Origin of the sequence: Methylobacterium sp. OAE515 (assembly GCF_041806315.1) — a bacterium.
Classification (GTDB): domain Bacteria; phylum Pseudomonadota; class Alphaproteobacteria; order Rhizobiales; family Beijerinckiaceae; genus Methylobacterium; species Methylobacterium tardum.
In genome coordinates this window covers 1135438-1148197 of the sequence record NZ_JBGMUV010000001.1, presented here as the reverse complement: position 1 = coordinate 1148197, position 12760 = coordinate 1135438, and the positions used below count along the sequence as shown (strand labels likewise).

At 71.7% G+C, this 12760-nt stretch carries 11 protein-coding genes and 1 tRNA gene; 10 read left to right on the top strand and 2 right to left on the bottom strand.

Features of this window, described 5'->3' with window-relative positions:
* Positions 1–30: 30 nt before the first annotated feature.
* The 4 genes from ABIE45_RS05565 to ABIE45_RS05550 all read left to right on the top strand — a co-directional run bounded on the left by ABIE45_RS05565 (position 31) and on the right by ABIE45_RS05550 (position 2762).
* Entirely contained in the window at positions 31–384 is a 354-nt protein-coding gene (locus ABIE45_RS05565; RefSeq protein WP_192709609.1) for a lipoprotein, read from the top strand.
* A 148-nt stretch (positions 385–532) separates the two neighbouring features.
* Positions 533–1801 carry a diaminopimelate decarboxylase gene (lysA, locus tag ABIE45_RS05560; RefSeq protein WP_192709610.1) on the top strand — a complete coding sequence of 423 codons (1269 nt, stop codon included), beginning with the start codon at positions 533–535 and terminating at the stop codon, positions 1799–1801.
* Complete coding sequence (locus ABIE45_RS05555) at positions 1798–2658, top strand: glycosyltransferase family 2 protein (protein ID WP_373622189.1); 861 nt, start codon at positions 1798–1800, stop codon at positions 2656–2658. The genes lysA and ABIE45_RS05555 overlap by 4 nt, the downstream gene beginning before the upstream one ends.
* A 12-nt stretch (positions 2659–2670) precedes the next feature.
* Positions 2671–2762, top strand: a tRNA-Ser gene (locus ABIE45_RS05550).
* Between the two features lie 311 nt (positions 2763–3073).
* Here ABIE45_RS05550 and ABIE45_RS05545 read toward each other — a convergent pair.
* The gene (locus ABIE45_RS05545; protein ID WP_373622188.1) at positions 3074–4285 is read right to left on the bottom strand and encodes an SfnB family sulfur acquisition oxidoreductase; all 1212 of its coding nucleotides are present in this window, start codon (positions 4283–4285) and stop codon (positions 3074–3076) included.
* 286 nt (positions 4286–4571) lie between these two features.
* On the opposite strand from ABIE45_RS05545, the gene ABIE45_RS05540 reads away from it, so the two are divergent.
* From ABIE45_RS05540 to ABIE45_RS05515, 6 genes are read left to right on the top strand one after another with little or no spacing between them, the layout of a single operon-like run.
* A complete protein-coding gene (locus tag ABIE45_RS05540; protein ID WP_192709612.1) occupies positions 4572–5597 on the top strand; it encodes a sugar ABC transporter substrate-binding protein in 1026 nt (341 codons plus the stop codon).
* A 24-nt stretch (positions 5598–5621) separates the two neighbouring features.
* Positions 5622–7151 (top strand): sugar ABC transporter ATP-binding protein, encoded by a 1530-nt coding sequence (locus tag ABIE45_RS05535; RefSeq protein ID WP_192709613.1) that lies wholly within the window; start codon positions 5622–5624, stop codon positions 7149–7151.
* Positions 7141–8166: an ABC transporter permease gene (locus tag ABIE45_RS05530; protein ID WP_373622187.1), complete on the top strand. Its 1026-nt coding sequence runs from the start codon at positions 7141–7143 to the stop codon at positions 8164–8166. The genes ABIE45_RS05535 and ABIE45_RS05530 overlap by 11 nt, the downstream gene beginning before the upstream one ends.
* A complete protein-coding gene (locus tag ABIE45_RS05525) occupies positions 8163–9146 on the top strand; it encodes an ABC transporter permease (RefSeq protein ID WP_192709614.1) in 984 nt (327 codons plus the stop codon). Before ABIE45_RS05530 ends, ABIE45_RS05525 begins: the two co-directional genes overlap by 4 nt.
* 1 nt (position 9147) lies before the next feature.
* Entirely contained in the window at positions 9148–10725 is a 1578-nt protein-coding gene (locus ABIE45_RS05520) for a sugar ABC transporter ATP-binding protein (RefSeq protein ID WP_192709615.1), read from the top strand.
* Positions 10695–11708 (top strand): ABC transporter permease, encoded by a 1014-nt coding sequence (locus ABIE45_RS05515; RefSeq protein WP_192709616.1) that lies wholly within the window; start codon positions 10695–10697, stop codon positions 11706–11708. The genes ABIE45_RS05520 and ABIE45_RS05515 overlap by 31 nt, the downstream gene beginning before the upstream one ends.
* Positions 11709–11718: 10 nt before the next feature.
* Here ABIE45_RS05515 and ABIE45_RS05510 read toward each other — a convergent pair whose 3' ends face one another.
* Positions 11719–12753 (bottom strand): substrate-binding domain-containing protein, encoded by a 1035-nt coding sequence (locus ABIE45_RS05510; protein ID WP_192709617.1) that lies wholly within the window; start codon positions 12751–12753, stop codon positions 11719–11721.
* Between the last annotated feature and the right edge of the window lie 7 nt (positions 12754–12760).

The following is a 12760-nucleotide window of genomic DNA, read 5'->3' as shown; positions in this document are numbered from 1 at the left end:
CCGGCGCCGAGCCCGCCGGACCCTCGCGCGATGTTGTCGAATTCCGCCCTGAAGCTCCTCGCCGCGTCCGGTCTCGTGGCCCTGGCGGTCTCCGCCTGCGGCCGGCGCGGGGCCCTCGAGCCGCCCCAGACCTCCGCGCCCGCCGCGCCGGCCTCCGCGCAGGCGGGCTCGGACGCGGTGAGCGGGCGCCGGACCCTGCCGGTCTCGGTCGGCCTCGGCGGCGGCGCGCCCGAACCGGACCCGGCTTCGGTGCGCGCGGGCGACGAGCTGTCCCTGGCGGCGGTGCCGCCGGGCGGGACCGAAGCGCCGGTGGAGACCAGCCGCGGCGCGCGGCGGGGCTACCGCGTCCCGAAGGAGCCTTTCATTCTGGATCCGCTGCTGTAGACGGCGGGGGCCGGAGCGCCGCTCCGCGTCGTTGTCGTGCCGCGCCGATCCGGTGACCTGATCGTCGGAGCGCGTCCGCCTCGTCCCGCGGCCGGGTGTTTCACGGGAAACAGCCTCCGCTCCGGCGCGCAGACGAGACACGGCCGAGATGCACCACTTCCACTACCGCGACGGGCGCCTGCACGCCGAGGATGTCGACCTGACAACCCTCGCCGCCGAGGTCGGCACGCCGTTCTACTGCTACAGCACCGCTACCTTGGAGCGGCACTACCGCGTGTTCGCGGAGGCGTTCGCGGGGGACGATGCGCTCGTCTGCTTCGCCATGAAGGCGAACTCGAACCAGGCCGTGCTGCGCACGCTCGCGGCGCGGGGCGCCGGGATGGACATCGTCTCGGGCGGCGAGTTGCACCGGGCGCTGGCCGCCGGGGTGGATCCGGGCAAGATCGTGTTCTCCGGCGTCGGCAAGACCCGCGCCGAGATGGAGGCGGCGCTCAAGGCCGGGATCTACTGCTTCAACGTCGAGAGCGAGCCGGAACTCGCGCTTCTCTCGGAGACCGCGGTGGCGCTCGGCCTGAAGGCGCCGATCTCGATCCGGGTGAATCCCGACGTTGATGCCGGCACCCATGCCAAGATCTCCACCGGCAAGTACGAGAACAAGTTCGGCATCCCGATCACCCGGGCCCCGGCCGTCTACGCGGCCGCGGCGGCGCTGCCGGGCATCGCCGTGCACGGGGTTGACATGCATATCGGCAGCCAGATCACCGATCTGGCCCCGTTCGCCGACGCGGCGCGTCTGCTCGCCGGCCTCGCCCGGGAGCTGATGGCGGCGGGCCATCCCCTGAGCCACATCGATTTCGGCGGCGGCCTTGGGATCCCCTACCGCGACGACAACGCCCCGCCGCCGGACCCGGCCGCGCTGGCCGCGACCCTGCGGCCCCATTTCGCCCCGCTCGGCCTGCGGCCGGTCTTCGAGATCGGCCGGATGATCGTCGGCAATGCCGGGATCCTGGTCACCCGGGTGCTCTACGTGAAGCACAGCGAGGGCCGCACCTTCGTGATCGTCGACGCGGCGATGAACGACCTGATCCGCCCCACCCTGTACGAGGCCTATCACGGCCTGCGGCCCGTCCTCGAGCCGCGGCCCGACACCCCGCGCCTCGTCGCCGACGTGGTCGGCCCGGTCTGCGAGAGCGGCGACTATCTCGCCCTCAACCGCGATATGCCGGAGGTGAAGGCCGGCGACCTGATCGCCGTGATGAGCGCCGGCGCCTACGGGGCTGTCCAGTCCTGCACCTACAACACCCGGCCGCTGGTGCCGGAGGTGCTGGTCCGGGCCGATCGTGCGGCGGTCGTGCGTCCGCGCGTCGGGGTCGAGGCGCTCGTCGCCCTCGACAGCGTGCCGGACTGGCTGGCGTGAGCGGGGATCCTGTGGGCGCCTCTCCAGCCGCGCCAGTGGCGGATCCGGCCGGCCGCCTGCCGCTGTCGGTCTTCATCATCGCCCGGAACGAGGCGGACCGGCTGGGTGCGACGATCCGGGCGGTGCGCGATCTGGCCGACGACATCGTGGTGGTCGATTCGGGCTCCACCGACGGCACGCAGGCGCTCGCGGCCGCGCTCGGCGCGCGGGTGATCCACAATCCCTGGCCGGGCTACGGTCCCCAGAAGCGCTTTGCCGAGGCGCAGTGCCGGCATGACTGGCTCCTGAACCTCGACGCCGACGAGGTGGTGCCGGGGGACCTCGCCCGGGAGATCCGCGCCCTGTTCGCGGCGGGCGAACCGCGCCGGCCGGCGTGGCGGATCGCGATCGCCGAGATCTTCCCCGGCGAGGGCCGTCCCCACCCGCTCGCCTACACGCTGACCCCGGTGCGGCTCTACCGCCGGGACCGGGGTCGCTACTCGGCCTCGCCGGTTCACGACCGCGTGGTGCTGGAGCCCGGGGTGACGCCCGGCCGGCTCAAGGGCGTGATTCACCACTTCTCGGTGCGCTCGCTGGGCGACCAGCTGGACAAGCTCAACCGCTACTCGGATCAGCAGGCCGACGACTTGGAAGCCCGGGGCGTGGTGATCCCGACCTGGCGCGTCTTCGTCGAGTTGCCGGGCAACTTCCTCAAGGCCTATCTCGGCCGCCGCCACATCGTGCGCGGCACCTACGGCTTCCTCACCGCCATGAACTACGCCATCTCCCGGCATCTACGCGTCGCCAAGCACGTAGAGCGTCGCCGTTTGGCCGCGGCCCGCCGGGATCGGGTTGACCCGCTCGATCCGACCTTCTAGAGCCAGGGCGCCGGAGACGTGGCCGAGCGGCTGAAGGCACTCGTTTGCTAAATGAGCATACCCAGAAATGGGTATCGAGGGTTCGAATCCCTCCGTCTCCGCCAGCAGATTTTATGCCCTTGAAACAACTGGTTAGGCTGGCAGCCGCCTGGCGTTTCGCAGGTTCGCTCTGAGCCTCGTCTCAAGCGGCACAGTCGTCGACCTGGGAGGGCCGGCGGAAGCGTCGGATAACCGAATCATCCTCTGTCATCGAAAACGTCCCAGCCGAGACACGGCACGGTGATCAGGAGGCGGTCTCGCGCGGCGCGCCGGTCTCAAGCGTAGGCGAAGGGAGATCTTCGCCCTTCCGGATCGCCTGGGCCGGTTCGCGCCCCGAGTGGGGCGCCCCCATCTCCAGCGCCTGCCATCGAGACGTTCAACTCCAGGCATGCCGCGGCGGCGCGATCCCGTTCAGCACGTGGTTGCCCACGTGGAAGGTCTTCCAGCGCACCGGGTCGTGCAGGGTGTGGGTGCGGGCATTGCGCCAGTGCCGGTCGAGGTTGTCCGCCGCCAGCACCGAGCGGGTACCCGCGAGCTCGTGCAGCTTGTTGGCGGCCGACAAGGCGATCTCCGTGGTCAGCACCTTGGCTTCCGCCACGGCCACCGCGGCCTCGGCGGCCTCCGCCTCCGTCGGGCCGTCCAGGATCCCGTCGATCGCCCGCCCCGCCCGGGCCAGCAGGGCCTCGGCGGCCCGCAGCGCCACGACCAGCTGGCCGACCTCGCGGATCGTCAGGGCGTCCTCGGAGGCGCGCTCCCGCCCGCTGTCGATCCACGGCCGCGACCGCGTCCGTACGAAGCGGACCATCTCATCGAAGGCGCCCCGCGCGATCCCGAGATCGACCGCCGCCTGGATGAACTGGGAGACCGGGCCGTTCGACGACGGCCGCTCCCCGCCTTGCCAGGCGGGGATCACCGCCTCGGGCGCGACCGCGACGCCGCGCAGCGCGACATCGCCGCTCGCCGTGGTGCGCTGGCCGAACCCGGACCAGCTGTCGATGACCGTCAGGCCAGGTGCGTCGCGGTCCACGATGGCGAGGTGGACGCGGCCCTCCGCGTCGACCGCGCCGATGTGGATGAAGTGGGCGAACAGCGCACCGGTCGCGTAGAACTTGTCGCCATCGACGACGAAACCGTCGCCCTGCGGCCGGAGCGTGGTCTCGAACGCACCGACATGGCGGCTGTTCTTCTCCGAGAAGGCGTTGCCCAGGCGATAGCCCTGCAGCACGCGGTCGAACCACAGCCGCTTCTGCGCCTCTGAGCCGGTCACCCGGATGACGTCGAGCGCCGCGAAGTGGTTCTGCGGGATCTGGCCGATCGACGGATCGGCCGCCGCGATCAGCGCGATGACCTCGCCCAGCGTGGCGTAGCCGACGCCCGCGCCGTCATAGGCCTTGGGCACTGTGATCCCCCAGAGACCCGAATTCGAGAAGCGGTCGAGCTCCGCCACCGGCAGGCGCCGGTGGCGATCCCGCTCGGCCGCGCCGGCCGCGAACTCCGCCGCGAGGTCGCGGGCGATCTGCAAGGCCTCCGCTTCCGTTGTGATCCGATGGGCGCGGGGCTGCGGCGTGGGCGACGCGGCTGTGGTCATGGCGGATCCGGAAGAGGACGGCATTGGAAACGAGGGCGATGCCCGACAGGCGAAAGCAAACGCGCCGGCGAGTCAACGACGACGCGCGATCGATTCTTCCGATCTGAAGATGATGCGCCAAGCTTCGTGCAACTGCAGCGGTACATCGGAGCAGATCGACATCCGATGGGCGCACAAAAGAGAAATGTACTTCTCCCGATCTGCGCAAAAAACATATTGATCGTTTTGAGATCGGCGGGCGATCCTTCAGCGCCGCGCTGGCGCGGCCGATTTTCGGAAAACATCCATGTCCGACGCGTTTTCGTCCCTGTCGCGGCGCGCCCTCATGCGGGCGGGCGCGGCCCTCGGCACGGCGGCCCTGCTGCCCGGCGCGGCACGGGCCGCGGAGGCCGCGGAGGCCGCGGAGGCCGCAGGCGACGGCACCCTGTCGCTCAAGGGCAAGACCATCGCGATCAGCGTCGCCGGCACCGACCATTTCTTCGACCTCAAGGCCTATCAGGCGCAGGTCGAGACCGTGAAGGAGCTGGGCGGCACCCCGATCGGGCTCGATGCCGGGCGCAGCGACAAGGCGCTGGTCAGCCAGCTGCAGACCCTGGTCACCCAGAAGCCCGACGCCGTGATCCAGACGCTCGGCACCCTCACAGTGGTCGATCCGTGGCTGAAGAAGCTGCGGCAGGCCGGGATCCCGGTCTTCTCGGTGGACCTGCCCTCGACCAACGTCATCAACACCGCGACCTCGGATAATTTCTCGCTGGGCGCGCAGCTGGCGCTGCAGCTCGTGTCCGACATCAACGGCCGGGGCAACATCGTGGTGTTCAACGGGTTCGCCGGCGTTCCGGTCTGCGAGATCCGGTACACGCAGCTGCGGGCCGTGCTGAAATACTACCCGGATGCGAAGATCATCCAGCCCGAGCTGCGGGACGTGATCCCCAACACGGTGCAGGATGCCTACGGGCAGATCACCGCGCTGCTCGCCAAGTATCCCGAGCCGGGCTCGATCGCGGCGATCTGGTCGGCCTGGGACATCCCGCAGCTCGGCGCCACGCAGGCGCTGATCGCGGCCGGGCGCACGGAGGTCCGCACCTACGGGGTCGACGGCACCCCGCAGGTGCTGGCCCTGGTCAAGGACCCGAAGGCGCCGGCGGGTGCCGTGGCGGCGCAGCAACCCTCAGTGATCGGCCGCACGGCGGTGCTCAACGTCGCCCGCTACTTCGCGGGCCAGACGAACCTGCCGTCCCAGACCTTCGTGCCGGCCATCGTCGCCAACAAGGCGAACGCCGCCGAAGTCCAGCGGCAGCTCGGGCAGGCCTGAAGCGGCCCGGACGAGACCTTCCGCATGACGACCTCCGCCGTGCCGCCGGCCCTCGCGATGCAGGGACTGGTCGCGACCTTCGGGCCGACCCGGGCGCTCGACGGCGCCTCCCTTACGGTCGGGCCGGGGACGATCCACGGGCTGATCGGCCATAACGGCGCGGGCAAGTCGACCCTCATCAAGGTCCTGGCCGGGCTCGTGACGCCGCAGGCCGGGACGATTGCGCTGGACGGCGCTCCGGTCGCCGGCATGACGCCCGACGGCGCAGAAACGCTCGGTATCGCCTTCATCCACCAGGAGCGGCTGCTGGTGCCGACCGCCACCGTCGGGGAGGCGCTGTTACTCGGCCGGGAAGCGGCGGACTCCCGCTTCGGAATCCGGCGCGGCAGCCTGCAGCGCCGGGCGGAGGCGGCGCTGGATCACTTTTTCGGCGTCAGCCTGCCGAAGGGCGTCCTGATCCGCGATCTCTCCACCGCGCAGCAGCAGATCGTGCAGATCACCCGGGCGCTGCTCGCCGAGCCGCGGATCCTGGTCTTCGACGAGCCGACGGCGGCGCTCGCCCAGCGGGAGGTGGAGCACCTGTTCGCCGCCATCCGCCGGCTGAAGGCGCAGGGGCTGACCACGCTGTACATCTCCCACTACCTCGCGGAGATCGAGCAGCTCTGTGACACCGTCACGGTGATGCGCAACGGGCGGGACGTCGCCCAGGTCGATCCGCGGCACGTCCCGGCCGGCGGCCTCGCGCAGCTGATGATCGGCCGCCCGGTGACCGACCTCTACCCGCGCCACCGCACCGCGCCGGGCGCGCCCGTTCTGAAGATGGCAGGGGTCGGCGTGGGCACGGGCGTCCGCGACGTCTCCTTCACCCTCCGCCGCGGCGAGGTGCTGGGTCTGACGGGCCTGCTCGGCTCCGGCGCCAAGGACCTCGTCCAGGCGCTGTTCGGCCTCGCGCCGATCACGGCCGGCGCCGTGACGGTCGACGGGCAGACGGCGCGCCTGCGCAACCCCGTCGAGGCCGTGCGCCGGGGCATCGCGCTGGTGCCGGAGGATCGGCGTGCGCATGGGGTCGCGCCCGATCTCGGCATCCGCGAGAACCTGACGCTGGCGAGCCTCGGACGGCTGAGCCGCTGGGGCTGGCTCGACCGGTCCGCGGAGCGGCGCCGGGCGCTGGACCTCATCGGCGCACTGCAGATCAAGGCCGGCGGGCCGGACGCGCCGGTGCGGACGCTGAGCGGCGGCAACCAGCAGAAGGTGGCGCTCGGCAAGTGGCTCGCACGGGAGGCGCGCCTCTACATCCTCGACGAGCCCACGATCGGGGTCGACATCGCCGCCAAGGCCGAGATCTACCGGCTGATCGCCGAGGCCGCGGAGCGCGGAGCCGGGATCCTGCTGCTGTCGGCCGATCCCGACGAGCTGCTCGGCCTGTGCGACCGGATCCTCGTCATGTTCCGGGGGACGATCGTCGCGGAGCACGCTGCCGCCGTGACCGATGCCGGGACCCTGCTCCAGGCGTCCTTGACCGGCGGCGAAATGGAGGTGGCCCGTGCCGCTTAGCGCTGCTCCAACCCTCGCCGTGCCTGCCCCTGAGACCGGCCCCGCATCCCGGATCGCGCAGGCTGTCCAGGCCGCCGCCGGCCTGCGCGGCGCCGGCAGCCTCCTGCTGATCCTGGCGGTGCTGGCGGCCTTCGCCGTGCGGGCGCCGTCCTTCCTGGACCCGTCCAATCTCGGGCTGATCCTGTCGCAGTCGGCGGTGCTCGGCATCCTGAGCCTCGGCCTCACGCTGGTCCTGATCACCGGGGGGACGGACGTGATCGCGGGCGGCATCGACCTCTCCCTCGCCGGGATCCTCGGGCTCTCGGCCGCTACCTACGCGAGCCTCAACCAGGCCGGTTACGGCGATCCCGCCTGCACGGCCGCCGCCCTCGGCACGGGCCTCGCGGTCGGCCTCGTGAACGCGGGGTCGATCCTGCGGCTGCGGATTCCGCCGCTCCTGGCCACGCTCGCGGTGATGAACATCTGCGCCGGGCTCGAACTGGTGCTCACCGAGAACACCACGATCCCCGCGTCCTCGCCCCTGATCGACGCGCTGGGTGGCACCGGCCCGCTGAACGTGCCGGTCCTGGGCTGGCTCCTGCTCGCCCTGGCGCTGGGCCTTGCCGCGCTGCTGCGCGTGACGCCACTGGGCCTCCGGGCCGAGGCGGTCGGCGGCCACCCGGCGGCGGCCCGGGCGGCCGGCATCGCGACGGGGCGCTACGTGGCCGGATCGTACATCGCGAGCGGGCTGCTCGGCGGGGTCGCGGGGATCGCGTCGGTGGCCTTCCTCAACAGCGCCACGGGCGGGTCGTCCGAGATGCTGCTGCCCGTGGTGGCAACCGCCCTCCTGGGCTTCATGGTCTCGCGCCGCTTCGTGCCGACGATCACCGGCACGCTGCTGGCGACCCTGTTCCTCGGCAGCCTGACCAACGTCTTCCAGCTGCTGCACGTCTCGACCTACTGGGTGAACGGGATCGAGGGCGCGCTGATCCTCGCCGTGGTCGGGGTCGGGCGGGTCCGGGGGCGCATCGCATGAGCCTCACGCGAGCACGACCGTCCCGGCCGATCCCGGCGGCGGAGCTTCTGCGGTTCGGGCTGCCGGCCATGCTGGCCCTGGTGCTCGCCGTGTTCTCGGCCCTGGCGCCGGGCTTCCTCACGATGGCCAACGTCACCGGCGTGCTGGTCAACAGCGTGGCCCTGACGGCGATCGTGGCGTTGGCCATGACGCTGGCGGTGGCTTCGGGCGGGACCGACCTGTCGGTCGGCACCGCCGTCGATCTCGGCGGCCTCGCCTTCATCGCGGCGACGAGCGCCGGGCAGCCGGTCGCCCTCGCGGTGTTCTTCGGCCTTCTGGCCGGGATCGCCACGGGGCTGTTCAACGCGCTGCTGATCGCCCGGCTCGGGATCACGCCGTTCCTCGCGACCCTCGGCACCCTGTTCATCGGCCACAGCCTGCAGCAACTCGCCACCGATGGCGGCAATCCGGTCTACGTCCCGGCCGGCCGGATCACCCCGGCGCTGGCCTTCATCGGGCACGGCACCTGGCTGGGCGTCCCGCTCGCCCTGTGGCTGGTGCTCGTGCTGGGCGTCGGCATCGGGCTGCTCCTGGGGCGCACACGGTTCGGCCGCGAGGTTTTGGCCGTGGGCGTCCAGGCGCCGGTCGCGCTCTATTCCGGCCTGCCGGTGCGGCGCATCCTGGCGCTGATCTACGTCGCGAGCGCGACGATCGCAGCGGTCGCCGGCATCCTGCTCTCGGCGCATGTGAACGCCTACGTGCCCTACGCGGGCAACGCCTACCTGCTCGATAGCATCGGCGCGGCCTTCATCGGGACCGCGCTCAGCCGCACCGGGCGGGCCAACGTCCCCGGCACGCTGCTCGGCGTCGCGCTGTTCGGCTTCATGACCAACGGCCTGCTGCTGATCGGCTGGAACTTCTACTGGCAGCAGGTCGGGACCGGGGTGCTGATCCTCCTGACCCTGATCCTGGCCTTCGCGGGCCGGGGCCGGGCGGGCTGAGGTGTCGGGGTGGGCCGATCCGGCGCCGGACAGGCCCGCGGTGCTGGCGGTGCGCGGTCTGACGAAGTGCTTCGGATCGACCCGGGCGCTCGCGGACGTGACCTTCGACCTCGCCGCCGGGGAGGCCCTCGCCCTGATGGGCGCCAACGGTGCCGGCAAGTCGACCCTGGTGAAGATCCTCTGCGGCGTCCACGGGGCCGATGCGGGCTCCATCAGCATCCGCGGGACGGCAGCGGCGTTCGCGTCGCCGGGGCAGGCGCGGGCGCACGGGATCGTCGCCGTGCATCAGTCGATCGCCGATGTCGGCGTCCCGACCCTCTCGGTCGCCGACAATCTCCTGCTCGACCGCGTCTGCGCGGTGCGCGCGCTGGTCTGGATGGGCGGCCGGCGGAGCCGGCGCGCCGCCGCGGCGATCGCAGCCGGGATCGGCCTCGAGATCGACCTGTCCCGCACGCTCGAAACGCTCTCCCTCGCCGAGCGCCAGCTCGTCGCCATCGCTCGCGCGGTCGCGCACGACCCGGCCGTGCTGATCCTCGACGAGCCGACCGCCAGCCTCTCGGCCCCGGAATCCGAGCGCCTGTTCGCGGTCCTCGACCGGCTGAAGAGCCGCGGCGTCGCGCTCCTCTACATCTCGCACAGGACCGGCGATCTGCGCCGCATCGCCGACCGGGTCGTCGTGCTGCGGGACGGCCGGGTCGCGGGCCGGTTCGAGCGCCCCCTGGATCTCGGCGCCGCGCTCGGCGCGATGGTCGGCCGCGCGGTCGGGGATGCGGCGCCCCGCCGCCCGCTGCCGGCAGCCGAGCCGGTCCTGCGCCTGTCCCAGTCCCGGCTCGCGCCGGAAGCGGCGCCGTTCGATCTCGTCGCGCAGGCGGGCGAGGTCGTGGCGGTGACCGGGCCGGTCGGCGCGGGGAAATCGACGCTGGCCGGCGCGATCTTCGGGCTCCGGCCTCTCGCGGCCGGCCGGATGGAGCTCGACGGCCGCCCCTGGCGGCCGCGCTCGGCCCGGGACGCGATCCGGCACGGCGTGTTCATGGCTGGCGAGGATCGCTGGCGGACCACCTTCTTCCCGGCCACCGTGCCGTTCGCGCACATCGCCGGCACGATCGGCTTCCCCTTCCTGGACCGCTGGAGCAGAACCGGCCTCGTGGCGCGGGCGGCCGAGCGGCGCGCGGCGCATGCGGGCATCGCCGCCTTCGGCATCCGGGCGCGCGGTCCCGGGGACCTGCCCTCGGCCCTGTCGGGCGGCAACCAGCAGAAGGTCGTCCTGGCGCGCTGGCACGCTGAGCCGGCGCGGCTGCTGCTGCTCGACGAGCCGTTCCAGGGCATCGATCTCGGCGCGCGCGACGACATCGTCCGGGCAATCCGGTCCGCCGCGCGGGACCGCGCCACGATCGTGTTCGTCAACGACCTCGAAGAGGCCCTCGCGATCGGCGACCGGGTCCTCGTCATGGCGGAGCGTGCCGTGGTCGGAGAGGCCGCCGATCTCGCCGAGACCGGCACGACGGCCTTGGGCGACACCCCGTCATTCTGCTCTGCCGAGACCCCGCCATGCCATCGCCCGCCCACTTCGCGACCGTGACCCTGTCCCTGCGCCGGCTCGCCATCGATTACGGGCTCCTGATCCTGCTCGCCGGCGTGGTGGCGGTCTTCGCCGTCGCCGAGCCCGCCTTCCTGCGCGTCAGCAACCTGTTCAGCATCCTGCAGGCCGTCGCCATTGTGGCTTTGCTCGGCCTGGGCGTGACGGTCACGATGATTGCCGGCGGCTTCGACCTCTCGGTCGGAGGGCTCGCCGCCTTTGTGCAGATGGCGGCCGCCTATAGCCTCGTGGTGCTCGATGGCTCGACCGGGAGCACCCTCCTGCTTTGCCTTGGGCTCGGCATCTTGGTCGGCCTCGGCAACGCCGTGCTGATCGTCCGGCTCGGCATCCCCGACCTCCTGGCGACCCTCGGCATGCTGTTCCTGCTGGCCGGCCTCCAGCTGGTCCCGACCGGTGGTCGCTCGATCGCGCCGGGCATGATCCTGATCGACGGATCGGTCGCGCAGGGCACCTTCAACGACGCCTTCCTGGCGCTGGGCCGGCACCGGTTCTGGGATATCCTGCCGGTCCCGGTTCTGGTCCTCGCGGTCGTGGCGGCCGCACTCTGGCTCGTGATGGAGTGGACCCGCTTCGGCCGGGTGTTCTACGCGGTGGGCGGCAACGAACTCGCAGCCCGGCTCGCCGGAGCGCCGACTCAGCTCTACCGGGTCTCCGCATACGTCATCTCCGCCCTCGTGGCGTCCATCGGCGGCATCCTGCTGGCCGCCCGCATCGGCCGCGGCGACGTCTCGGCCGGCAACGGGCTGATGCTCGATGCCGTCGCGGCGGCTTTGATCGGCCATGCCGTGCTCGGCGCCAATCGGCCGAACATTCTCGGGACGGTCGTGGGCGCCGTCTTCGTGGGCGTCTTGCTCAATGGCCTGACGATGCTGAACGCTCCCTATTACCTTCAGGACCTCATCAAGGGCGCCGTGCTGATCGGCGCCCTGACGGTCACCTACGGTCTCGCCCCGCGGCGGGCCTGACAGGCTGCGATCAGCGCGGCTGCGGGATCCAAGCGGCGCTGGCGGCCTCAGAGCGACCGAAGGCCGGGATCCGGGCGTTGAGGTCCGCGATGGTCCGCACGCCGCCCTCCCGCAGCGCCCCCTGCGTCAGCAGTACAGGCTCGACGGTGATCCGGGGCCCGGGACCCTGCCCGGCAAGGGCGAGCGCCGCGGCCCGGATGGAGACGGCGCCGACCACGGCCGGGTTGGTCGCCGCGGTGGCGACCCAGGGGCTATGCGGCTCGGTGATCTCGCCGATATCGGCGGTCGAGACGTCGGCCGAATAGATCTTGACCTGGTTCGCGAGGTTCAGCTCGTTCACCGCGAGCTTCGCCCCGCGGGCGAACTCGTCATAGGGCGCGAAGATTACCGTGATGCTCGGATTGGCCCGGAGCGCCGCCTTGGCCTGGTCGGCGACCGCGCTCGCCGTCGTGTCGCTGACCGTGCCGAAGCGGGCCTTCTCGATCACGCCCGGATGCGCGGTCTTGAAGGCGGTCCAGACCGCGTCGCGGCGATCGAGCGGCGCGAAGCCGGCGACATAGACATAGGCCGCCTGGAAGCTGGTCCCGTTCTCCTGCACGATCTGGTCCAGCGCCTTCTGGGCGAGCGCCTGATCGCTCTGCTCGACCTGGGGGATCCGGGGATCGTCGAGGTTCACGTCGAAGGCCACAACCTTGATGCCGGCGGCGACGGCTTTCCGGGCGACATCCTTGAGCGATTCCGGCAGGCCGTGGTCGATCACGATCGCCTGGACGCCGAGCGCGATGGCCTGCTCGACCTGCTCGCGCTCCAGGGCGGCGTCCTGCTTGCCGGGGAAGATCCGCAGATCGATGCCCAGCGCCTTGGCCTGGGCCCGGGCGCCGGCCTCGTAGGCCTGGTAGAAATCGCCGGCCGACAGGTAGCGGACCAGCGCGACCTTGACGCCACCGCGATCGAAGGGCGGCGGGGCGCCCGTGTCGGCGGCCCGGGCAGCCGTTGCGAGACCGAGCACCGCGAGGGCGGCGCAGAGACTGAAACGCGCGAACATGGCTCCC

Excerpts from the sequence above, each read along its gene's own strand:
- ABIE45_RS05545 (WP_373622188.1), bottom strand. The coding sequence starts at position 4,285 with ATGACCACAGCCGCGTCGCCCACGCCGCAGCCCCGCGCCCATCGGATC.
- ABIE45_RS05540 (WP_192709612.1), top strand. The coding sequence starts at position 4,572 with ATGTCCGACGCGTTTTCGTCCCTGTCGCGGCGCGCCCTCATGCGGGCG.
- ABIE45_RS05535 (WP_192709613.1), top strand. The coding sequence starts at position 5,622 with ATGACGACCTCCGCCGTGCCGCCGGCCCTCGCGATGCAGGGACTGGTC.
- ABIE45_RS05515 (WP_192709616.1), top strand. The coding sequence starts at position 10,695 with ATGCCATCGCCCGCCCACTTCGCGACCGTGACCCTGTCCCTGCGCCGG.
- ABIE45_RS05565 (WP_192709609.1), top strand. The coding sequence starts at position 31 with ATGTTGTCGAATTCCGCCCTGAAGCTCCTCGCCGCGTCCGGTCTCGTG.
- ABIE45_RS05510 (WP_192709617.1), bottom strand. The coding sequence starts at position 12,753 with ATGTTCGCGCGTTTCAGTCTCTGCGCCGCCCTCGCGGTGCTCGGTCTC.
- lysA (WP_192709610.1), top strand. The coding sequence starts at position 533 with ATGCACCACTTCCACTACCGCGACGGGCGCCTGCACGCCGAGGATGTC.
- ABIE45_RS05525 (WP_192709614.1), top strand. The coding sequence starts at position 8,163 with ATGAGCCTCACGCGAGCACGACCGTCCCGGCCGATCCCGGCGGCGGAG.